Source organism: Stenotrophomonas koreensis, from assembly GCF_001431525.1.
Classification (GTDB): Bacteria; Pseudomonadota; Gammaproteobacteria; order Xanthomonadales; family Xanthomonadaceae; genus Stenotrophomonas; species Stenotrophomonas koreensis.
The window spans coordinates 25,435-46,362 of record NZ_LDJH01000003.1 but is presented as its reverse complement, the minus strand read 5'-3'; the positions used below and the strand labels follow the sequence as shown (position 1 = coordinate 46,362).

At 67.4% G+C, this 20,928-nt stretch carries 20 protein-coding genes; 9 read left to right on the top strand and 11 right to left on the bottom strand.

Annotated elements, in window-relative coordinates:
• The first annotated feature begins 85 nt into the window (after positions 1 to 85).
• From mnmE to ABB25_RS01355, 3 genes are all read left to right on the top strand, one after another.
• Positions 86 to 1,429 carry a tRNA uridine-5-carboxymethylaminomethyl(34) synthesis GTPase MnmE gene (gene mnmE / locus ABB25_RS01365; protein ID WP_057662633.1) on the top strand — a complete coding sequence of 448 codons (1,344 nt, stop codon included), beginning with the start codon at positions 86 to 88 and terminating at the stop codon, positions 1,427 to 1,429.
• A gap of 83 nt (positions 1,430 to 1,512) precedes the next feature.
• Positions 1,513 to 4,170, top strand: coding sequence for a polysaccharide deacetylase family protein (locus ABB25_RS01360; protein WP_425477285.1), 2,658 nt, complete (start codon positions 1,513 to 1,515; stop codon positions 4,168 to 4,170).
• Between the two features lie 245 nt (positions 4,171 to 4,415).
• Positions 4,416 to 5,399: a glycerophosphodiester phosphodiesterase family protein gene (locus ABB25_RS01355; protein ID WP_244477725.1), complete on the top strand. Its 984-nt coding sequence runs from the start codon at positions 4,416 to 4,418 to the stop codon at positions 5,397 to 5,399.
• Between the two features lie 3 nt (positions 5,400 to 5,402).
• On the opposite strand, the gene ABB25_RS01350 is transcribed toward ABB25_RS01355, so the two are convergent.
• Both ABB25_RS01350 and ABB25_RS01345 read right to left on the bottom strand, forming a co-directional pair.
• Positions 5,403 to 6,182, bottom strand: a complete 780-nt coding sequence (locus tag ABB25_RS01350; RefSeq protein WP_057662625.1) for a rhomboid family intramembrane serine protease — start codon at positions 6,180 to 6,182, stop codon at positions 5,403 to 5,405.
• Positions 6,183 to 6,299: 117 nt separating this feature from the next.
• Positions 6,300 to 7,262: a TerC family protein gene (locus ABB25_RS01345; RefSeq protein ID WP_057662623.1), complete on the bottom strand. Its 963-nt coding sequence runs from the start codon at positions 7,260 to 7,262 to the stop codon at positions 6,300 to 6,302.
• Between the two features lie 291 nt (positions 7,263 to 7,553).
• On the opposite strand from ABB25_RS01345, the gene ABB25_RS01340 reads away from it, so the two are divergent.
• On the top strand, positions 7,554 to 8,723 hold the full coding sequence (locus ABB25_RS01340; RefSeq protein ID WP_057662620.1) for a class I SAM-dependent rRNA methyltransferase: 1,170 nt from the start codon (positions 7,554 to 7,556) through the stop codon (positions 8,721 to 8,723).
• Positions 8,724 to 8,748: 25 nt separating this feature from the next.
• On the opposite strand, the gene ABB25_RS01335 is transcribed toward ABB25_RS01340, so the two are convergent.
• Positions 8,749 to 11,115: an AI-2E family transporter gene (locus tag ABB25_RS01335; RefSeq protein ID WP_244477729.1), complete on the bottom strand. Its 2,367-nt coding sequence runs from the start codon at positions 11,113 to 11,115 to the stop codon at positions 8,749 to 8,751.
• Between the two features lie 154 nt (positions 11,116 to 11,269).
• Between ABB25_RS01335 and ABB25_RS01330 the strand changes: the two genes are divergently transcribed.
• The gene (locus tag ABB25_RS01330) at positions 11,270 to 12,502 is read left to right on the top strand and encodes a dipeptidase (RefSeq protein WP_057662618.1); all 1,233 of its coding nucleotides are present in this window, start codon (positions 11,270 to 11,272) and stop codon (positions 12,500 to 12,502) included.
• An 84-nt stretch (positions 12,503 to 12,586) separates the two neighbouring features.
• Here ABB25_RS01330 and ABB25_RS01325 read toward each other — a convergent pair whose 3' ends face one another.
• Together ABB25_RS01325 and ABB25_RS01320 are read right to left on the bottom strand one after the other, a co-directional pair.
• Positions 12,587 to 13,216, bottom strand: a complete 630-nt coding sequence (locus tag ABB25_RS01325; protein WP_057662616.1) for a LysE family transporter — start codon at positions 13,214 to 13,216, stop codon at positions 12,587 to 12,589.
• Between the two features lie 7 nt (positions 13,217 to 13,223).
• Positions 13,224 to 13,823 carry a nucleoside 2-deoxyribosyltransferase domain-containing protein gene (locus ABB25_RS01320; RefSeq protein WP_057662613.1) on the bottom strand — a complete coding sequence of 200 codons (600 nt, stop codon included), beginning with the start codon at positions 13,821 to 13,823 and terminating at the stop codon, positions 13,224 to 13,226.
• A gap of 102 nt (positions 13,824 to 13,925) precedes the next feature.
• Here ABB25_RS01320 and ABB25_RS01315 point away from each other — a divergent pair, with 102 nt between their 5' ends.
• The 3 genes from ABB25_RS01315 (at position 13,926) to ABB25_RS14720 (ending at position 16,254) form a co-directional block, all read left to right on the top strand.
• Positions 13,926 to 15,422: a DNA recombination protein RmuC gene (locus tag ABB25_RS01315; protein ID WP_211259274.1), complete on the top strand. Its 1,497-nt coding sequence runs from the start codon at positions 13,926 to 13,928 to the stop codon at positions 15,420 to 15,422.
• A 111-nt stretch (positions 15,423 to 15,533) separates the two neighbouring features.
• Positions 15,534 to 16,079: a glutathione peroxidase gene (locus ABB25_RS01310; protein ID WP_057662610.1), complete on the top strand. Its 546-nt coding sequence runs from the start codon at positions 15,534 to 15,536 to the stop codon at positions 16,077 to 16,079.
• Between the two features lie 16 nt (positions 16,080 to 16,095).
• Positions 16,096 to 16,254 (top strand): hypothetical protein, encoded by a 159-nt coding sequence (locus ABB25_RS14720; RefSeq protein WP_160319391.1) that lies wholly within the window; start codon positions 16,096 to 16,098, stop codon positions 16,252 to 16,254.
• A 170-nt stretch (positions 16,255 to 16,424) separates the two neighbouring features.
• Here ABB25_RS14720 and ABB25_RS01305 read toward each other — a convergent pair whose 3' ends face one another.
• The 6 genes from ABB25_RS01305 to ABB25_RS01280 form a co-directional block, all read right to left on the bottom strand.
• Positions 16,425 to 17,288 (bottom strand): MlaA family lipoprotein, encoded by an 864-nt coding sequence (locus tag ABB25_RS01305; protein WP_057662607.1) that lies wholly within the window; start codon positions 17,286 to 17,288, stop codon positions 16,425 to 16,427.
• Position 17,289: 1 nt separating this feature from the next.
• Positions 17,290 to 17,580, bottom strand: coding sequence for an STAS domain-containing protein (locus ABB25_RS01300; RefSeq protein WP_057662604.1), 291 nt, complete (start codon positions 17,578 to 17,580; stop codon positions 17,290 to 17,292).
• Positions 17,570 to 18,223, bottom strand: a complete 654-nt coding sequence (locus tag ABB25_RS01295) for an MlaC/ttg2D family ABC transporter substrate-binding protein (RefSeq protein WP_057662601.1) — start codon at positions 18,221 to 18,223, stop codon at positions 17,570 to 17,572. Before ABB25_RS01295 ends, ABB25_RS01300 begins: the two co-directional genes overlap by 11 nt.
• A 14-nt stretch (positions 18,224 to 18,237) precedes the next feature.
• Positions 18,238 to 18,759 carry an outer membrane lipid asymmetry maintenance protein MlaD gene (gene mlaD / locus ABB25_RS01290; RefSeq protein WP_057662598.1) on the bottom strand — a complete coding sequence of 174 codons (522 nt, stop codon included), beginning with the start codon at positions 18,757 to 18,759 and terminating at the stop codon, positions 18,238 to 18,240.
• A gap of 109 nt (positions 18,760 to 18,868) precedes the next feature.
• Positions 18,869 to 19,618, bottom strand: coding sequence for an MlaE family lipid ABC transporter permease subunit (locus ABB25_RS01285; protein ID WP_057662595.1), 750 nt, complete (start codon positions 19,616 to 19,618; stop codon positions 18,869 to 18,871).
• Positions 19,618 to 20,406, bottom strand: a complete 789-nt coding sequence (locus tag ABB25_RS01280) for an ABC transporter ATP-binding protein (protein ID WP_057662592.1) — start codon at positions 20,404 to 20,406, stop codon at positions 19,618 to 19,620. Before ABB25_RS01280 ends, ABB25_RS01285 begins: the two co-directional genes overlap by 1 nt.
• Before the next feature lie 176 nt (positions 20,407 to 20,582).
• Here ABB25_RS01280 and ABB25_RS14475 point away from each other — a divergent pair, with 176 nt between their 5' ends.
• Entirely contained in the window at positions 20,583 to 20,804 is a 222-nt protein-coding gene (locus ABB25_RS14475) for a hypothetical protein (RefSeq protein WP_057662589.1), read from the top strand.
• The last annotated feature ends 124 nt before the right edge of the window (positions 20,805 to 20,928 follow it).

The window sequence follows — 20,928 nt, the reverse complement described above, 5'->3', positions numbered from 1 at the left end:
CACTGTCATCAGACGGGCGGATCGCTTGGCAGCACAGGCCTGCGCGGCGATCATCCCGGTTTTCTCCACCAGGTTATCCACAGATATGTCTAGTGCTTCGCAGACCATCGCTGCCATCGCCACGGCACCGGCCCCGGGCGGGGTCGGCATCGTGCGGGTATCCGGCCCGCAGGCGCTGGCCATTGCCCAGGGGCTGGGTATCACCGCGCTGCAACCCCGTCAGGCCCGCTATGCGCGCTTCCGGGATGCGGCCGGCGAGGTGATTGACGATGGCATTGCGCTGTACTTCCCGGGCCCGGCCAGCTTTACCGGCGAGGATGTGCTCGAGCTGCAGGGCCATGGCAGCCCGGTGCTGCTGGCGGCCCTGCGCAGCCGCTGCTGCGAGCTTGGCGCACGGCTGGCGCGGGCAGGGGAGTTCAGTGAACGCGCGTTCCTGAACGGCAAGCTGGATCTGGTCCAGGCCGAGGCAATTGCCGACCTGATTGCCGCCGGCGACCTGCGTGCGGCACGGGCGGCACGGCGTTCGCTGGACGGGGTGTTCTCCCGGCGCATCGATGCGGCCAGCGAGCAGCTGCTGCACCTGCGCATCCATGTCGAGGCGGCAATCGATTTTGCCGACGAGCCGCTCGATACCCTCGGCGGCAGCCAGGTACGTGCCGGTGTGGCCAGCGTGCGCGAACAGCTGCGCAGCCTGCGCCAGGCGGCCGAGCGCGGGCGCAAGCTGCGCGATGGCCTGCATGTGGTCCTGCTCGGTCCGCCCAATGCCGGCAAGAGCTCCCTGCTCAATGCCCTGGCCGGCAGCGAGCGGGCCATCGTCACCGACATCGCCGGCACCACCCGTGATGTGCTGCGTGAAACCATCCACATCGACGGCCTGGAGCTGACCCTGGTCGACACCGCAGGCCTGCGCGAAGGTGGTGATGTGATTGAACGCGAAGGCATGCGCCGGGCCGAGGCGGAGACCCGCCAGGCCGACCTGGCCCTGGTGGTGGTCGATGCCACCGATCCGCAGGCTGGGCTGGATGCGGTGGCCGGGGCGCTGGCGGGTGTGCCGCAACGTCTGCTCATCCACAACAAGGCCGATCTGCTTGCGGCCTGGCCGGCCCAGGACAGTGCCGACCAGATCTGGGTCTCGGCCCGCAGTGGACAAGGGCTGGAGCAGCTGCACGCCCGCCTGGCCGCGCTGGCAGGGCAGGGCGCGGGCGAGGCGATGGACGGCGAGTTCTCCGCCCGCCAACGCCACGTCGAAGCGATAGCCCAGGCCCAGCAGCACCTGGAAGATGCCGCCGCCGAACTGCAACACGACGTGCTGGAGCTGGCTGCCGAACAGCTGCGCCTGGCCCACGATGCGCTGGGCGAGATCACCGGTCGGATGACCGCCGACGACCTGCTCGGGAAGATTTTCTCCAGTTTCTGCATCGGCAAGTAGGCGTACGGCCGGCACGGCGTGAGTCGCTACAATCGCTGCACATGCAAGGTTGCCAGGGATGGAAACAGATGATGGCCACAACGATGGTCCGCCCGTGGCTGGGTATGGCCGGGCTGCTGCTTGGATTGTTGCTCGCGGCCTGTAGCGACAAGCCGCCACAGGTACCGCAGGCCACCGCCGAGGCGCCTGTCGTGGCCAGTGCCCAGGACCCGGCATTGCTGGCGGCACTGCAGCAGTTGCTGGACAAGCATCGCCGCATCATCGTGCTGCTGGCCGACGAGCAGGACCAGTCGGCCAGCGACCGCGCCACCTCCACCGCGGTTGGCCAGCAGTTGTTCCATCAGGCGCTGGAACAGCGCCGCTCCGTGGCCGACGGGTTTGCTGCATTGCTGGACAGCGGCCGGCCGGAGCGGATGTCGGTGCTGGCGGCCCTGCTGGATTACATCGAATCCGACCCCGGGCTGTATGACGCCGATCGGCTGGCCTTTGTCGAGGTGCTGCGCGACCTGCACCACCGCCTGGCGGCCGATTCCTCGTTGCCGGCGGTCAAGCTGCGCCAGCGCGTGGACGAGGACCTGGCCGCGCTGGCCGAGGTCGAACGGACCTACAACGCTGAACTCACGCACATTTTCAGCCGCTTCCAGCGCACCCGTGCGATCGCGCTGAAGCGGGAGAAATGGCAGGACTACCAGGCCTACCTGCTGACCCGGTACAGCCGCACGGCGATCCTGCGCGACTTCGGTGTGGTCGAGCCCTATCCGATGGCGATGGACGATGGCCAGCGCGAGCTGTTCGGCCGCTCCTTGCCCGAACGCACCGTGGTGCTGAGCTTTGATGACGGCCCGCACCGGGCCCACACCGAAGAAATCATCGCCATCCTCAAGCGCTACGACGTGCCGGCGGTGTTCTTCCAGGTCGGCCGCAACCTGGGCACGGTGGGCGAGGATGGCCAGGCAAGGCTGGGTCCGATGGCGGCCATCAGCCGCCAGCTCAGTGCCGAGGGCTACACCCTGGGCAACCACAGCTTCAGCCACGCCCAGCTCTCGCGCAGCCAGGGCAAGGACCTGCAGCACCAGGTGATGGCCGCCGATACCCTGCTGCGCCAGGTCGACCAGCGCCGTGCGCCGCTGTTCCGCTTCCCGTACGGCGCCCGCAATGCCGAAGGCATGCAGCTGCTGGCCGAAGCCGGGCTGAAATCGATCATGTGGAACATCGATTCGATGGACTGGGCCGACCCGGTGCCTGAATCGATCGTGCAGCGGGTGCTGGAGCAGGTGGAGCGTGAAAAGCGCGGCATCGTGCTGTTCCATGACATCCACGAGCGCACGGTCAAGGCGCTGCCGAAGATCCTGGACCGGCTGATTGCCGATGGTTACCAGTTCGCCGGCTGGAACGGCCGCGAGTTCAGTGTCAGCCGTGCCCGTGCCGCCGCCAGTGCCGAAGCCACCGTCACCACGGCCTATGCCAATTCCTGGGCAATCGTCATCGGCATCAACGACTATGCACACTGGCCAAAGCTCGAACATGCCCGGCATGACGCCCGTGCCGTTGCCAGCACCTTGACCGGCCAGTTCGGCTTCCCGGCCTCGCAGGTGATCGTGCTGGAAGATGGCCAGGCCACCCGCAACAACATCCTGGCCGCCTTCCACGACCGTCTGGCCGATGCCGGTACCGGCCGCGATGACCGGGTGTTCGTGTTCTTCGCCGGCCATGGCGCCACCCGACGGCTGGCCTCTGGGCGTGACCTGGGCTACATCATCCCGGTGGATTCGCGCCCCGCCGACTTTGCCCGCGATGCGATCGCGATGACCGATATCCAGAACATTGCCGAAAGCCTGCGCGCCAAGCATGTGATGTTCGTGATGGATGCCTGCTACAGCGGCCTGGGCCTGACCCGGGCCGGGCCGTCGCCGGCGGCCTTCCTGCGTGACAACGCCCGCCGCAGCGCGCGACAGATGCTCACTGCCGGTGGTGGTGACCAGCAGGTGGCCGATGGCGGACCCAATGGCCATTCGGTATTCACCTGGGTGCTGTTGCAGGCCCTGGCCGGCAAGGGCGACCTCAATGGCGATGGCCTGATCACCGGTACCGAGCTGGCGGCCTATGTCGCACCGGCGGTCGCAGCGGTTGCGCAGCAGACCCCGGCCTTTGGCAGCCTGCCAGGCTCCCAGGGCGGCGAGTTCGTCTTTGAACTGGCCGAAAATCCCGAATTCCTCACCGCTACCACCGATCAGCTCTCGGCCGAGGCGATTGCGCTCAATGGCCGGCTCGAGGCTTCGCAGGAGGGCAGGGTGGCCGGCAGCGCGGCCACCCCGGTGACGGTGGCCGACCTGGAGGGCGGGCGCAACACTCTGGTGCTTCCCGCGGCGGTGACGGTGAGCGACCGCCAGCGTGCGCAGCAGGCCAATGAGCGTGGTCTGCAGCTGTACCGCGAGAAGCGTTATGACGAAGCGGCCGAACAACTGACCGAAGCGCTGAAACTGCGCCCGGATTTCGCCCAGGCCGCCAACAACCTCGGCTTTGTCTATTACCGCCAGCAACGCTACGCCGAGGCGGTGCGCTGGCTGGAGAACACGCTGAAGATCGATCCGTCGCGGGCGGTGGCCTACCTCAACCTCGGCGATGCCTGCTTCCATGCCGGTGACCATGCCCGTGCCCGCCAGGCGTATGCCACCTACCTGGAGCTGCAGCCACAAGGCAGTGGTGCTGCCCATGCCCGCCGCCGCCTGCAACAGCTGTGAGCTCTGCCCGCTGCGGTGGCCGTGCCGGGCTGACGCCGGCAGCCCGCGGCGCTGCCGCAGTTTTCCTGTTCCCGCAGTGGCAAGTAAACTGCGCGCTGCATCATGGTTTCCCCAAGCGGTCATATCGCTCTGGGAAACTGATCCGGGTTTTAGCAGGGAATACCAACGTGGCAGGCAAGTGGTGTGCGGGGCAGGTGGGTCGTGGCATGGTGTTGGCTGGACTGTTGTGCCTGGGAGGTCCCTTGATGGCGCAAGCCTTGCCCGATGCACGGATCTACGCCCACCGTGGCGCCAGTGCGTTGCTGCCCGAGCACACCCTGCCGGCGTATGCCCAGGCCATTGCCGACGGCGCCCATTACATCGAGCTGGACCTGGTGCCCAGCGCCGATGGCGTGCTGGTGGTCAGGCATGAGAACGAACTGTCGGCCAGTACCGATGTGGCCGAGCACCGCCAGTTCCGCGACCGCCGCACGACCAAGGTGATCGACGGGGTATCGGTGCAAGGCTGGTTCACTGAGGACTTCACCTGGGAGGAGCTGCAGCAGCTGCGCGCGCGTGAGCGCCTGCCGGAGCTGCGTGGCACCGCCTTCGATGGCCAGTTCAAGCTGGCCCGCCTGGAAGAGGTGATCGCGCTGGTGGTCAGCCAGGTCGCGCGCAGCGGCCGTGGGGTCGGGCTGGCCCCGGAGCTCAAGCATCCGGCTTATTTCCGCAGCCTGGGGCTGGCGCTGGAGCCGCGGGTGCTGCAGGTGCTGGCCGCTGATCCTTACACCCGGGTGGCACCGATCGTGCTGCAGTCCTTCGAGGCGGACAGCCTGAAACAGCTGCGCCAGCAGGTGCCGCGCGGCGGCAACATCGCCCTGCTGCAGCTGGTGGACAGCGACCAGGGCCAGCTGCTGGGCCCGGCCGGGCTGGCCGGGATTGCCGCCTATGCCGATGTGCTCGGCCCGGAGCGCGGGCATGTGATCGCACGGACCGCCGACGGCCGCCTGGCCGCGCCGGGCGATCTGGTCAGCCGCGCCCATGCCCTAGGGCTGCAGGTGGTGCCGTGGACCTTCCGTCCGGAGCAGCCGTACCTGCCGGCCGGTCTGCCGATCAGCGGGGAGGGGCTGCGCCAGGAAGTGGCGGCGGTGGCCGAAATGCAGGCTTACCTGGCGACCGGCATCGATGGGTTGATGACCGATGACCCGGCCCTGGGCGTGCGCGCCCTGCAGGCCCCGGCGGCGCGCTGACACTCACGCGGGCGGGTGCGGTGGCGGGTCGTCGCGTTCCGGGCGGCGGAACGGCAGCACCACTCCGCGTGGTTCGGGCTGGCGCTGCCACAGTACCGGCACATCACCGGGCGCGCGCTGCTCCAGGCTTTCATCCAGTGCAGGGTCGGCCAGCGTCTGTTCTTCCTCGATCTCCCAGCTGTAGCGCTGGCGTGGCGGGCGCGGGTCGTGGTTGCGCAGCAGCAGCCCGGCCAGTAGTCCGGCCAGTGCCCCGCCAAGGTGCGATTGCCAGGAAATGCCGGCTTCGCCCGGCAGCACGGTGAGCAGCATCGAGCCGTAGAACAGCACGGCGATCATGCCGGTGGCGATTGCCGCTCGGTCGCGGCGCAGCAGCCCGAGGGTCAACAGCAACAGCATCAGTGCATGGGTCAGCCCGCTGGCACCCAGGTGATGGCTGCCCGGCGTGCCCAGCCACCAGGCACCGATACCGCCACCGATCCACAGCAGCGGCAGGGCGCGCAGGCTGGCGCGCGGGTACACACTGCCGGCCAGGGTGCCCAGGATCAGCAGGGCGGTGGCATTGGCCGCCAGGTGCTTGAGCGAGCCGTGCAGCAGCGGTGCGCCGAGTATTCCGAGCAGCCCGGGCAGGCTTTGCGGGGCCACTGCCCATGCCCGCCAGTCCAGCTGCTGCTGGGCGGCAAAACAGGCCAGCAGCAGCGCCACGAAGGCGAGGCTGGCATTGAAGGCGCGCCATAGCCGGCGGCGGTCGTGCAGGGCCTGTGCGGCCGGGTCGGCGTTGTCCATTGCCCCTGCATGGTGCCGCCGGCGGCTGCTTGCAAGGGCCGGAGCGGTGAAACGCTGTGGTGAGGCAAACGACAACGGGCCGGCAAGGCCGGCCCGTTGGTGGCTACGCGCAGGCGGTCAGCCTTCGCCCGATTTTTCCTTCGGCGGGATCTTCAGGCTCAGGATCATGGTGATCACCAGGATCGAGAACACCACGCCCAGCGAGACCGGGACCGGGATCTTGTAGAGGTCGATCAACAGCATCTTGATGCCGATGAAGCCCAGGATGATCGACAGGCCGTAGGGCAGCAGGTGGAAGCGGTCGGCCATGCCGGCCAGCATGAAGAACATCGCGCGCAGGCCGAGCACCGCAAACACGTTGGAGGTCAGCACGATGAACGGGTCGGTGGTGATGGCGAAGATCGCCGGGATCGAGTCCACGGCAAAGATCACGTCGGTCACCGCGATCAGCACCAGCACCACGAACATCGGGGTGAACCAGTTCACGCCGTCCTTTTCGACCATCAGGTTGTTGCCGTTGTACTCGGTGCTGATCTTCAAGTGCTTGCGCATGAACTTCAGCGCCGGATTGTCGTTCAGATCCGGTTCTTCGCCATGGGCCGACCACATCTTCCAGCCGGTGAACAGCAGGAAGGCGCCGAACACGTACAGGATCCAGTGGAACTCATTGACCAGCGCGGCACCGGCAAAAATCATGATCGTGCGCAGGAAGATCGCGCCGATGATGCCGATGATCAGTACCCGCTGACGCTGGATTTCCGGTACCGAGAAATAGCTCATGATCAGCAGGAAGACAAAGATGTTGTCCACCGCCAGCGCCTTTTCGATCAGGTAACCGGTCAGGAACTGCAGGCCCAGGGTATTGGCCGTGGCCAGGTCGATAGTCTCCTTCAGGTAGTACCAGAGGCCGGCATTGAAGGCCAGGGCCAGGCAGACCCAGCCGATCGACCACCACAGCGCTTCCTTGAATTTGACCTTGTGCGGGCCACCGTGGCGCATCAGCACCAGGTCGGCCAGCAGGGCGACAATGACCACGACGATGAAGCCGCCCCAGAGCCATGGATTACCGATTGTATGCATGGGAAAATTCCGTTCGAAAATAGGATCTTGGAGCCGCTCTGGCCAAGAACTGGACACGGAATCGAAGGAGACCGGGAACAGAGCTTCGCCACAACGGCGAAGGTCTCGCTCACAGTTTCGCCGCAGCGAAACTGCCGTTGCACCGGAGCCGGCTGGCTCGAATTGACGGCGACAACGTCTGGGAGCTACTCCCCTTCTGGGCGATGATTTTGCCACAGTTGCGTGCAAGATCAATGAACACCTGACGCACGGGCTGCGGTGGCAGGGGCGTGGCGCCGTTACAATGGCCCGATGAATACCGCCTACCCCATCGTACGCCTCAAGAACGCGTGGCGCTCCAGCCACCCGTGGATCTTCCAGAAACTGGTCGAGAAGCCGACCGTGCGCCCCAAGCCGGGCAGCATCGTCGACGTGGTCGGCGTGGACGGCGAATGGATCGGCCGCGGTTTCTACAATGGCCATTCGCGCATTGCGCTGCGCATTCTGGAAACCCGCCAGGACGTGGACGTGGACCAGGCCTGGTTCGCACGCAAGATTGCCCAGGCGGTCGAGCTGCGCCGCGACGTGCTCAAGCTTGATGCGGTATCCAATGCCTGGCGCGTGGTGCACAGCGAGGGTGACGGCATTTCCGGGCTGGTGGTGGACCGTTACGACGACCTGATCGTGGTCGAGTTCTTCTCCGCCGGTGCCTTCCGCCACCGCGAGTGGATCTATGACGCCCTGCGCGAACAGTTCCCGGGCTGCCGTTTCCACAGCTTTGCCGATGAGCACGTGCAGAAGCAGGAAAGCTTCGACTTCCACGGCAACACCACCACCGAACCGGCGGTCATCACCGAGTACGGGGTGAAGTTCCGCGCCGACCCGGCCGGCGCGCACAAGACCGGCTTCTTCGCCGACCAGCGCGAGAACCGCCAGTGGCTGAGCCAGCAGGTGGAAGGCAAGAGCGTGCTCGACCTGTGCTGCAACACCGGTGGTTTTGCGGTGTATGCCGCCGCCCGTGGCGCGGCCGAGGTGCTGGGCGTGGACATCGACCAGGACGTGATCCAGATCGCCAAGGGCAATGCCAGGCTCAACAACGTCAAGCCGAAGTTCGTCCAGGCCGACATCTTCCCGTGGCTGCGTGATGCGGCCAACCGTGGCGACCAGTTCGACGTGGTGATCCTGGACCCGGCCAAGATGACCCGCGATCGCGACCAGGTCATCACCGCGCTGAAGAAGTACCTGGACATGAACAAGCTGGCGCTGGGCGTGGTCAAGCCGGGCGGCCTGTTTGCGACCTTCTCCTGCACCGGCCTGGTGGCCGAGGAACAGTTCCTGGACATGCTGCGCCGCGCGGCCTATTTCTCCGGCCGCACGATCCAGATCCTGAAGGTGGCCGGCGCCGGTGCCGACCATCCGTTCATGGCCCACGTGCAGGAATCGCGTTACCTCAAGGCAGTGTTCTGCCGCGTGCTGGACTGAGAGCCGCTGCCGGGCGTGCGCGGCGTCAGTCCGCGCCGTGCACGCCCTGTTCGACCTCGGCAGCCAGTTCGGCCAGCAGGGCCAGCTCCTGTGCCGACAGGCTGCGCGGGGCATTGTCCATAAGGCACAGGCAGCCTACCACTTCGCCGTGGACGCTGCGCAGCGGCATCCCGGCGTAGAAGCGCAGCTGGTAGCGGTTGACCAGGTGCAACCCCTGCGCGCGCGGATCGGCGCTCAGATCGTTGATCACCAGCGGCCCGTCTGCCAGCGCCACATGTGTACACAGGCTGTCCTGGCGGGGCAGCGCGGTGCCGTCAGCCAGGGTCGGCAGCAAGGAGCCGGGGGCACGGACGGTGTCGGCATCGATCAGGCTGACCTGGGCATAACGGGTATCGAAGGCATTGGCTGCCTTGCGCGCGCTGGCATGGAACAGCGCGTGGTGGGCCGGGTCCAGCCAGCCCTCGTCATGCAGGGCACTGACCCTGGCCGCTTCCTGTCGCTGGCCGCTGGCGGCGCCCGCGGGGGCGGCCGCGTCGGCGAGGCTGGCCACCTGCAGCAGCAGTGCGCCCAGATCCTGCGCCACGCCGTCCAGGCCGCTGCGGCCAAGTTGCCATTGTTCCACGCTGGAAGCAGCGGCCAGCCACGGTGCGGCAACGACCCGCAGGGCCGGGTGACGGCGGCGCAGCCGGCGGGCGAGGTGGCGCAACTGGGCCGGTGGCTGTGGGTGGAACACCGACAGGCAGACGATATCCGCGGCGGCGAGGTCTTCGGCGGCGCGCCAGGTCATCGGGCTGGCCAGCGCATGGGCCCGCGCCGGCCAGCCGGCCAGGCGCAGCGCATGGGCGGCCATCGCGGCGGCAAAGCCATCGACCTCCCAGCGCACGCCGACACAGTGCACCGATGACGGGTGCTGGCGCGCTTCGGGAGCCGGGTATTGTTCTTCCAGCTCCTCCAGCAGCGCGTCCATACCCTGGGCCAGGCGCAACCGGTGCTGGGCGGTGGCGGTGCCGGCGTGCTGCTGGCTGGCCAGCTGCAGTATCGGCAGGCCGACCTGGTCATAAAAGGCGGTGACGGCTGCCGCGACCCGGGCCGCATCGGTGTGTTCCGGGCCGATGGCCGCGTCGATGTACTGGCTGGCCATGTCCGTCGCTTCCTCGACATCCCCGGCCAGCAGCCGTTGGTACAGCCGCTGCGGCAAGGCCAGCACCGGGGTGGTCCCGAGCAGCCCTTCGATGAAGCCCAACCCGGGCACATGCCGCCCGAGGACCAGCAGGCACACGGTCAGCGGGGTCGACAGGATCAGCCCGATCGGCCCCCACAGTGCGGTCCAGAAGATGGCCGCCACGATCACTGACAGGGTCGACAGCCCGGTGGAGGCGCCATACAGCCACGGCTCGAGCAGATAGTTGCTCAGCAGCTCCAGCACGGCGATCAAGGCCAGTGTCCACAGCACCATTTCCCAGCCCGGGCTCACCGCGAAGGCCAGGGTCAGCGGGAACAGCGCCGAAACCAGTGGCCCGACATACGGCACAAAGCGCATCACCGTGGCCAGCGCGCCCCACAGCACGGCACCGGGAACACCGATGAACCACAGCCCCACCGCCATCGGCACGCCATAGCTGGCATTGATGATCAGCTGCATGCGCAGGTAACGGCTGATGCGTGTGGTCGCCTCGTCCAGGGCATCGGTGGCACGGTGCAGGTTGCCGCCGCCCATCAGCCGCAGCATGCGGTCGCGCAGGCTGTCGCGGTCCAGCAGGATCAGGATCACGAACAGCGCCACGATCGCCGCGGTGGCCAGCGGCCCGCCGATGCGCGCCAGCCACTGGCTGGCGGTGACGATCGGCCCCGGCGGCGGCTGCACCACTTCCACCCGCTGGGTCGGCCGCGGCGTGTCCTCGGTCACCTGCTGGATCTGGTCCTGCACGGTATCCAGGGTGGACACCGCCCCGTCCCAGGCACTGGGTCCCCGCAGTTGCTGGTGCAGCTGGCCGATCTTGCCGCGGATGGTGTCCTGGTAGGTCGGCAGGTCGGTGCTCACCGCCCGCAACTGCACGGTGAGGTAGGCGCCGGCAGCGACCAGGCTGCCCAGTGCCGCCAGCCCGACCAGGGCCACCGCCAGGGCCCGCGGCAACCCCCAGCGCTTGAGCCGGCACACCGCCGGGTCGAGCAGGAAGCCAAGCAGGCCGGCCAGGGCCAGCGGGATCAGCAGGTCGCGGCCCAGGTGCAGGGCGGCGATCACCAGCGCGGCAATGCCCAGACCGACCAATACCCGCAGGGCCGGCACCAGCTCCAGCAGGGGCGCCCACAGCAGCGCGGACTCTGCCGGTGGCAGCGACGGGGACGCGGGCGCAGGCGTGGCAGCGGTGTGGGGCGGGTGGTCGTCGGTCACGGCAGTCAACAGCGGCAAATGCCCCTATGCTGGTTCACGCCGGTGCGCAGTGGCTGTGAAGGCAGACCACTGGGCCAGGCCACAGGGCATACTCACGATGGCCCTGCCGGGCCGGTCCACGTGCCCGGCCCCTACCGCAATCTCCGGAGAACCCATGATCCGCCGTCGCCTGCCGTTGCTGCTCAGCCTTGCCCTTGCCCTGCCCTCGGCCTACGCCGCGCAATTCACGGCAGCCGAACTGGAGGCGGCGCGCGCGCTGCAGGCACGCATCCTGACCCTGGACGGTCACCTGGATACCCCGGCCAACTTCGAGCGCCCGGACTTCGACATCCGCCACGACCACAGCGGCAACGCGCTGTCGCAGGTGGACCTGCCGCGCATGGATGCCGGCCTGCTCGATGGCGGCTTCTTCACCATCTACACCGGCCAGAGCGACCGCAGCCCGGCCAGCCTGATCGCCGACCGTGATGCCGGCCTGCGCCGGCTGTTGGCCATCCACACCACCGTGGCCGCCCACCACGACCGCCTGGCCATCGCGCGGACTCCCGCCGAGGTGGCGGCGATCAAGGCCGCCGGCAAGCGGGTGGTGCTGATCTCGATGGAAAATGCCAGCCCGCTGCAGCATGACCCCAGCTTGCTGTCGTTCTACCACCAGGCCGGCCTGCGCCTGCTTTCGATCACCCATACCGGCAACAACGGCTTCGGCGACGCCGGCACCGCCGAGCCGGAATGGAATGGCCTGAGTCCGGCCGGCCGCGCGCTGGTGGAACAGGCCACCGCGCTGGGCATCATGATCGACCAGTCGCACGCCTCCGACGCGGTGTTCGATGACCTGATCGAAATGTTGCCGGTACCGCTGGTGCTCTCGCACAGCTCGGCCAAGGCGCTGTACGACCACCCGCGCAACATCGATGACGCGCGCCTGCGCCAGCTCGCCGCCAAGGGCGGGGTGATCCATGTCAACGCCTACGGCGGCTACCTGGTCGATACCGGTGCCAGTGCCGAGCGCAAGGCGGCAGAAAATGCGCTGGAGCAGCGTCTGGGCGGCTGGCGCGGAATGACCATGGCCTCGGGGGTCGAACTGGCCCGTGGCTATGCGGCGATCGATGCCGAACACCCGGTGCGCAAGGCAACCGAGGATGACTTCTTTGCCCACCTGGAGCACATCCTGAAGGTGGTCGGCCCGGAGCATGTGGCCATCGGCATGGACTGGGACGGTGGCGGTGGCGTGGAAGGCCACCCCGATGTCAGCCAGCTGCCGCGGATCACCGCCTGGCTGCTGCGCCAGGGCTACAGCGAGCAGCAGATCGCCGGCATCTGGGGCGGCAATGTGTTGCGGGTGATGGCACAGGTGCAGGATTACGCCAAGGCACAGGCCGGCAAGTAAGCCGGCAGTGGTGCGATGCATGACGGGCAGGCCGCAGGGCCTGCCCGTTGTCGTTTCCGGCAAGGCCGCCGCAGGGGCGTGCCGTCAGCCGCCCTGGCTGCCCAGGGCCAGGCGCAGTGCAAAGCCCAGCAGCACAACGCCGGCGCCGCGCTTTAGCCACAGGCCTGCCGCCGGGCGGGCCGCCAGCCGGCGTGCACCGTGGTGGCCGACGGCGATCAGGCCGGCGCTGAAGACCAGGCTGATGCCGATGATCAGGGCATCCATGGCCAGGAAAGTCAGGGCACCCCGCTGTCGATGCGGGTCGATGAACAGCGGAAAGAAAGCCACATAGAACCCGATCGACTTCGGATTGAGCAGGGTCACGGCCACGCCGTTGGCAAAATCACCGCCGCGCGGGCTGGGGGCTGGCGCGCCGCTGCCGGCGCTTGAACGCAGCAGGCCCAGGCCGATCCAGGCCAGATAGGCCACCCCGGCCCATTGCAGGGCCGCAAACAGCACCGGATGGGCCGCCAGGGCCGCAGCTACCCCCAGGGCGGCAGCCAGGATGAACAGCTGTTCGCCAACCACCAGGCCGGCCCAGGTCGCCCAGCCCGCGCGTGCACCACCGCGCGCGCTGGCGGTGAGCAGCGACAGCATGCCCGGCCCGGGGATCAGGACGAAGACGGTGACGGCGGCGGCGTACAGCCACACGTCGGTAATGCCCAGAACACTCATGGCCGGCTCAGTGCACCTGCGCCGGATCGTTGCCCGCAGTGGTGTTGGTATCGGTGGCATCGCCACGTTGTGCGGCCAGGGCATTCAGGCGCATGCGGGTGGCCTGGATCAGCGAGGAAAGCGTGGCAAAGCGCGGCACACCGTAATGGTCGGCGGTGATGTCCACATTGCCCTTGCGCCAGAAGCCCTCCGGTGCGGCCACCAGCAGCTTGCCCTCGCGGGCGTGCAGGCCGAACTCGAGCAGGGTGATCGGGCTCTGGCTGCCCGGGGCGAAATACATCAGCACCACGTCGGACTGTTCCAGCGCTTCCAGTTCCCAGCGCACCTGGCGCACGAATTCCGGCTCGTCAGTGCTGGACTGCCAGGCCGGGTTCCAGTCAGCGCGGCGTGGGTTGAGGATGATCACGTCCATGTCTGCCAAGGCCGCGCTGACCTCGGCCTGCCAGTCGGTGGCACGTCCGTTGTCGATGCTGCCGGCCAGGAACACGCGGGGCCGGGCATCATCGGCCGGCAGCGGGGCAGGCGAGGCAATGGTGACCGACGGCGCCGCGCTGGCCCAGGCAGACAGCAGCAACAGGGCAACGGACAGGCAGTGGCGAAGGGGCATGGCGGGGCAGGTGGTGAATGAGTGCGAGGACGCCATGATCGCAGATCACCGGCCGGCACTGACTGACGCAAGCGGTGAGACGAGGCTGGCTACACTGGCGGCATGCAGACCGAATTTCTTGTGATTGCCGCCTTGCTGGTGGCTGTACTGGTGGCACAACTGGTGTTGTTGCTGCGCCCTTCCCACACTGCCGGGCTCGAGCACAGCCTGCGCGAGGAACTGCGCCTGGGGCGCAGTGAGCTGCGCGAACAGCTCAATGAGCAGGCCGCCGGCAGTGACCATCAACTGGATCAGCTGCGCCGCGGCAGTGAAGAACAGGCCCGGCTGGCGCGCGAGGAGGCCAGCCGCAGCCAGCAGGCCAGTGCGGTGATGCTCGGGCAACGGCTGCAGGAAGTGCGTAGCCAGCTGGAACTGGCCGGGCAGGCCCAGGAGACCCGCCTGCGCCTGTTCGGCGAGCAGCTGGCGGGTCTGACCCAGGCGCTGGCCGAGCAGCAGAGCAGCAACCGCCAGGCCATGCTCGATGACAGCCGCCGTGCCCGCGAGGAGCACAGCCAGGCACAGCAGCGCTTTGCCGAGGCGCTGAACCAGCGCCTGGCCGAGCTGACCGTGCGCAATGCCCAGGGCATCGAACAGATGCGTACCACCCTGGAGCAGCAGCTGCGCGCGCTGCAGAGCGACAACGCCCAGCGGCTGGAGCAGATGCGCCAGACCGTGGATGAAAAGCTGCATGCCACGCTGGAAACCCGGCTGACCGAGAGCTTTGGCAATGTCGCGGCGATGCTTTCGCAGGTGCACCAGGGCCTGGGCGACATGAACAAGCTGGCCAGTGATGTCGGCGGGCTGCAGCGGGTGCTGACCAATGTCAAAAGCCGCGGCATTTTTGGCGAGGTACAGCTGGCGGCGCTGCTGGAGCAGGTGTTCACCCCGGACCAGTACGCGGCCAATGTCGCCACCGTGCCCGGCAGCAGCGAACGGGTCGAGTTCGCGGTGCGTTTCCCCGGCTCCAGCGCCGACGGCGTGGTCTGGCTGCCGATCGATGCCAAGTTCCCGCGCGAGGACTACGAGCGCCTGCTCGATGCCCAGGAGCGTGCCGACAGCGATGCCGCACGCGCGGCCGGTGATGCGCTGGAACGGCGGGTCCGCGAGGAGGCCCGGCGGATTGCCGACAAGTATGTCGCCGCTCCGCACACCACTGAATTTGCGGTGCTGTTCCTGCCCACCGAAGGCCTGTATGCCGAGGTACTGCGCCGCCCCGGCCTGTTCGAGGCGGTGCAGCGGCAATGGCGCATCACGCTGGCCGGTCCGACCACCCTGCTGGCGTTGCTGACCAGCCTGCAGGTCGGTTTCCGGACCGTGGCCATCGAGCAGCGCTCGGCCGAGGTCTGGCGCGTCCTGGCAGCGGCCAAGAGCGAGTTCGGCAAATTTGGCGATGTGCTGGACAACGTCAAGAACAAACTGGAACAGGCCAGTCGCCAGATCGACCAGACCGGCGTGCGTACGCGTGCCATCGAGCGTCGCCTGCGCGAGGTGGAGACCCTGCCCAGCGACCAGCAGGCCTTGCTGGCGGATCCCCCGGCCCGGGCGGAGGGGGAAGCCTGATCGCACGCTGGTGCATGCCTCCAGCCGATACCACCTGCTGCGCTGGTTTGCATCGATTGAACCTTGCGCGGTCTATCCTAGGGCCTCCACATTCACCCCCAAGAGCCGGTTATGAGCCAGTCGATCCAAGACATCCCCCTGACCACCATTGATGGCGCCGCCAGCTCGCTGGCCGATTACCGCGGACGTGTGCTGCTGGTGGTCAACACCGCCTCCAAGTGCGGGCTGACCCCGCAGTACGAAGGGCTGGAAAAGCTCTACCGTGAGAAGAAGGATGCCGGCCTGGAAGTGCTGGGCTTCCCGGCCAACAACTTCAACGGCCAGGAACCGGGCAGCGAGGAAGAGATCAAAAGCTTCTGCGCGCTCAACTTCGATGTCAGCTTCCCGATGTTTGCCAAGATCAGCGTTGCCGGTGCCGACATCCACCCGCTGTACCAGGCGTTGACCGCCGCCCAGCCGGCCGCGATTGGCGAAGGCCCGATGCGTGAAAGGCTGGAAGGCTTCGGCATTGCCACCAACCCGGCACCGGCGGTGCTGTGGAACTTCGAGAAGTTCCTGGTCGGCAAGGACGGCGCCGTGCTTGCCCGCTTCGCGCCGGATGTGGCCGCCGATGATGCGCGCCTGCGCGAGGCGATCGACGCCGCACTGGCGGGCTGAAAACCGGTTGCAACCCATGCTTGATATCGAACGGGCGGAAAAGTTCATTGCTGTGCTGGACCAGGCAAGCGCATTTCCCCTGTTCGATGCTTCCCGCCGGCTGGTTCTGAGCCACGACATGGCGGTCGTGGCGCTGGAATTTGCAGCATCGGTACGGATGCTGGCGCATGCCTGATTGCCTGCATGCACAGGGGGATTCTTACCGGGAGAGCGGGAATCCAGAAAGAGCTGATTGGTCTGAGTGCCGGGTTCGCAAGTGTGCTGCCGAAGTTGCGATGATCAGCGCAGGAATGAAAAAGCCCGGAAATTCCGGGCTTTTTCATTCCCAGCGGCAGGCGCTGGCGCTCAGTTGTTCCAGTCCGGCATCGGCATCGCATCCACCGGCACGGTGGGGTACTCGTTGTCGCCGCCGCGGCGGTCCTGCTGGATCTGGTAGTTGCGTCGCTGCAGCCAGGCATCGCGGGTCATCGCGTATTCGTCCAGGGCACTGTCACGCAGCCCGTCAATGGCCATCAGCTGGGCACGGGTATCGACCAGCTGCAGGCCCTGCAGGCCGATGCGCGCGGTGTCCAGCTCGACCTGGCGGATCGGCGACAGCGGCATGTCACCGCCCATGCCGACCACATCCCGCACGGTGCGCGGGCCAAACAACGGCAGCTCGACATAGCGCGAGTCCTGCCAACCCCAGACGCCCAGGGTCTGGCCGAAGTCCTCGCTGCGCTTGGGTACCTGGTCGGCGCTGGCCGGATCGAACAGGCCGCCGACACCGACGGTGGTGTTGATCAGGAAACGTCCCAAGGTATCCCAGGCGTCATCACCGCGACCCTGCAGGGCCTGGTTGACCATCGTCACCGGCGCGCGCAGGTTGCTGAAGAAGTTGCGCACACCGGTGCGTGCGAACTGCGGCACGACCTTGACATAGGTGGTGGCCAGCGGACGGGCCACGGTGCGGTCCACCGCATTGTTGAAGCGATGCATGCGGCGGTTGTACGGCTCCCACGGATCTGCGTTGCGGGTGGTTTGTGCCTGGGCATCGGCCGGGGTGCCGTACAGGGCGGCAAAGTCGTCTTCAATGACGCTGGTGCCGGCCTGTTCGCTGCTGGCCTTCTGTGCCTTGTCGGCCGGCTCGGCTTGCTGGGCGTACGCCGGCAAGGCCAGCGCGATGGCTGAGGTCAACAGCAGGGTCTGCAAGGGGCGGGCAAGTGTCATGTCAAACCACGGGAGAATGAGGGGGTGAAAAGCCCAGTTGCGGGCTCAGTCGGTAGGCGGCGATCAACTCATCCAGTCCGGCAGGATGGCCGAGCAGTTCCAGCCCGGGGCCAGCGAGGTGGCTCAGCAGTGCCAGCCCGGCCGAATCCAGCCGGGTGGTTGCCTGCAGGTCGATGCGCGCCACGCTGCCGGCATGGGCGGCCAGTTGCGGCCACAGCTGGCTGGCCGCGGCACGGTCGAGCTCTCCGCCCAGCACCAGGGTGTCGTTGACGAAGCGTGCCTCAGCGGCCATTGCTGCCGGCCTGCAGGGTGCCGCTGCGCAGCTCGCGGGCCACCTGCTCGATGCCCTTCTGGCGCAGCGGGGCATCGAACTGGTTCTTGAAGGTCTGCACATAGGAGATGCCTTCGATCATCACGTCGAAGATCTTCCAGCGGCCATCGACCTGGCGCATCAGGTAATCGACCGGGGTGGATTCGGCACCGTTGCGCAGCAGCTCGGTGGAGACCTTGACCCCGCGGTTGCCCGGCAACGGGCTTTCGCCCTTCAGGCGGAAACGCGGGCGGCCTTCGATTTCCAGCAGGGCATCGCCGTAGCGGCCCATCAGGTTGTCGGCCATCGCATCGGCAAACAGCTGGATCTGGGCATCGCTGGCGCCACGCGAATGCACGCCGAGCACCAGCCGCGCGGCGTAGGTGCGGTCAAAGCTGCGGTTGAGTTCACCGTCGATGTACTGGCGCAGCGCCGGGCGGTTGCTGCGGAACTCGGCCTTGCGGGTCTGCAGGGTCTGGATGATCCGGCTGCTGGCAGCCATCACCTCGGTACCGGCGCTGGTGGCCTGCGCCGCACTGGCCGCTGGACGGTTCTGTGCCTGCAGCGCCGGGGTGGCAGCCAGCAGGGCAGCAGTGAGTGCAGCGCAGAGAATGGACATCTTCATCGGGTCTTTCCTGGTCAGTACGCCGGTGCACCGGCATCGGTGGAATCATTGGTGTCGGCCGCCGCTTCGGCGTTGTTGCCGGCACCACTGAACATGTACTTGCCCACCAGCTGGATCAGGTCCACCGAGGATTGGGTGAACACGATCTCATCGCCATCGGCCAGCACCTCCGGGTCGCCGCCGGGTTGCAGGCTGACATAGCTTTCGCCCAGCAGGCCGGCGGTGAGGATGCTGGCCGAGGTATCGGCCGGCAGGTCGACAAACTTGCCCTCCAGCTTCAGGCGGACAATCGAGTCGTATTTAACCGGGTCCAGCTGAATGTCGGCCACTTGGCCGACCACCACGCCGCCGATCTTTACCGGGGCCTGCGGGCGCAACTGGCCGATCTGGGAAAAACGGGCGGTCAATTCATAGCCGCCACCGGCAAAGCCGAAGCGCTGGTTGGTGGAGGCCACGGCCAGCACCAGCAGCGAGGCCAGTGCCAGCAGCAGGAAGGCGCCCACAGAAAATTCGAGTCGGGGTCCACGGATAGCCATTTTTCTCACTCCAGATCCAGCAGGTGCTTCGTTGGTTTGACCGAAGCGGATTGTTCATTGGACAGACCCGGCAGGTGGGCCCGGTGGGGCGCCCTGCGGGGCACTCGCATTACTGAAACAGCAGCGCGGACAGCACGAAGTTGAACATCAGCACCAGCAACGAGGCATTGACCACCGCGCGGGTGGTGGCCACCGAGGTGCCTTCGATCGTCGGTTCGGCGTGGAAACCAACATAGGACGCGACCAGCGCGGCGGTGCCACCGAAGATTGCCGACTTGAGCAGGGCCACGCCGAAGTCTTCCCAGAAATCCACGCTGTTGCGCAGGCCCGACCAGAACGTGCCGTTGTCCTGGCCCAGGATCTGCACCGCCTCGAACCAGCCGCCGGTGATCGCCAGTGAACAGAAGATCCCGGTCAGCAACGGCACGGTGAGCACAGCGGCCCAGAAGCGCGGGGCCACTGCCTTGGCAATCGGGTCGATCGCCATCAGCTCCAGTGCCTTGATCTGGTCGGTGGCACGCATCAGGCCGAGCTCGGCGGCGATCGAGCTGCCGGCGCGGCCGATGAACAGCAGCGCGGTCAGCACCGGTGCCAGCTCGCGGTACAGCGACAGCCCGAGCAGGGTGGACAGCGCATCAGCCGCGCCGAAGGTGGTCAGTGTGCGGTAGCCCTGCAGGGTCAGCACCAGGCCGACGAAGGCGCCACCAACGGCGATGATCGGCAGCGAGCGCGCGCCGATCTTGTAGACCTCGCGTACCAGCTCGGCCAGGAAGTCGGGCGTGGGCAGCGAGCCGCGCAGCACGGTCAGGGTGAACAGGCCGGCCCGGCCAAGCGAGCGGATCGAAGCAGACAGGGCCATCAGGCGCTCCTTGCGCGTGGCGCGGCATCGAACGGGATCGGCCCGTCCGGCTGGCCATCCAGGAACTGGCGCAGCAGCGGGTCGGTGCTGGCATGCAGCTGCGCCGGGGTGCCGGCAAACACCACGCCGGCGTTGGCCAGCACGATCACCTGGTCACAGATGGCCAGGGTTTCGTGCACGTGGTGGCTGACGATGATGCTGGTCAGGCCGAGCGAGTGGTTCAGCCGCGCGATCAGTTCCATGATCACGCCGGTGGCGATCGGGTCCAGCCCGGTCAACGGCTCGTCGTAGAGCATCAGCGGCGGATCCAGCGCCAGTGCCCGCGCCAGCGCGACCCGGCGCGCCATGCCGCCGGACAGCTCGCGCGGCCAGGCATCGGCGGCGGCCAGCAGGCCGACGGCGTTGAGCTTCATCCGCACCAGCTGCTGGCGCAGCGGCGGCGGCAGGTCGGTATGGGTACGCAGCGGCAGTTCGACGTTCTCGGCCACGCTCAGATCGGTGAGCAGGCCGTTGCCCTGCAGCAGCACGCCCATGCGCTTGCGCAGCTCCAGCAGGGCACGCTGCCGCTGCGGGATGGCCTGGCCGAACAGCTGCACGCTGCCGGCCACCGGGCGCAGCTCGCCGGTCAGCGCGGCCAGCAGGGTGGACTTGCCGCAGCCGGAAGGACCGAGCACGGCGGTGATGCTGCCGGGGGCCACGCTGAGGGAAACATCACGCAGGATTGCCCGTCCGCCACGCTCGATGCGCACGCCTGACAACTGCACGATGGGAACGACTTCAGATGCCATGGTTGCCTCTGTGAGCACCGGACGCGACAGCTTCCGGGCTCCTGCCTGAATGAATACGTACTGATCCAAGCCGCATTGTCGCACTGTCCCCGTTCTGGAAGACCGCCAGCGGCGTCGCAGTTGCTGAGACGCTCTGTGCCGATGCTGTGGACGCCGACAACGCAGGAGAGGCCGGGATGATCACCATTGAACTGAGCGATGAGCAGCGCGAACTGTTGTGGGGCTTTACCCGCCCGCATACCGCGGCCCATCTGGCGGCGGGGCTGGAGCCGCCCTGCGTGCGCCTGGAAATCGAGCTTGGTGGCCCGTATGGCTGTGAGGCCAGTGCGGTGATCGGCAGTGCACGCCGCGGCCTGGGCGAGGTGGTGGTCCAGGTGCATGACACGGCGGCGCATTGAGCACGGCGGCGGCGCGGCCTGCCCGGGCCTGTTTCTTCGCGTGCGCCGGCAGCGCCGGGCGCACCACTCGCCAGCCCGTGCCGGCTGGCTGACAATGCCGCACGCGCCGGTGTCCGGATCCGGC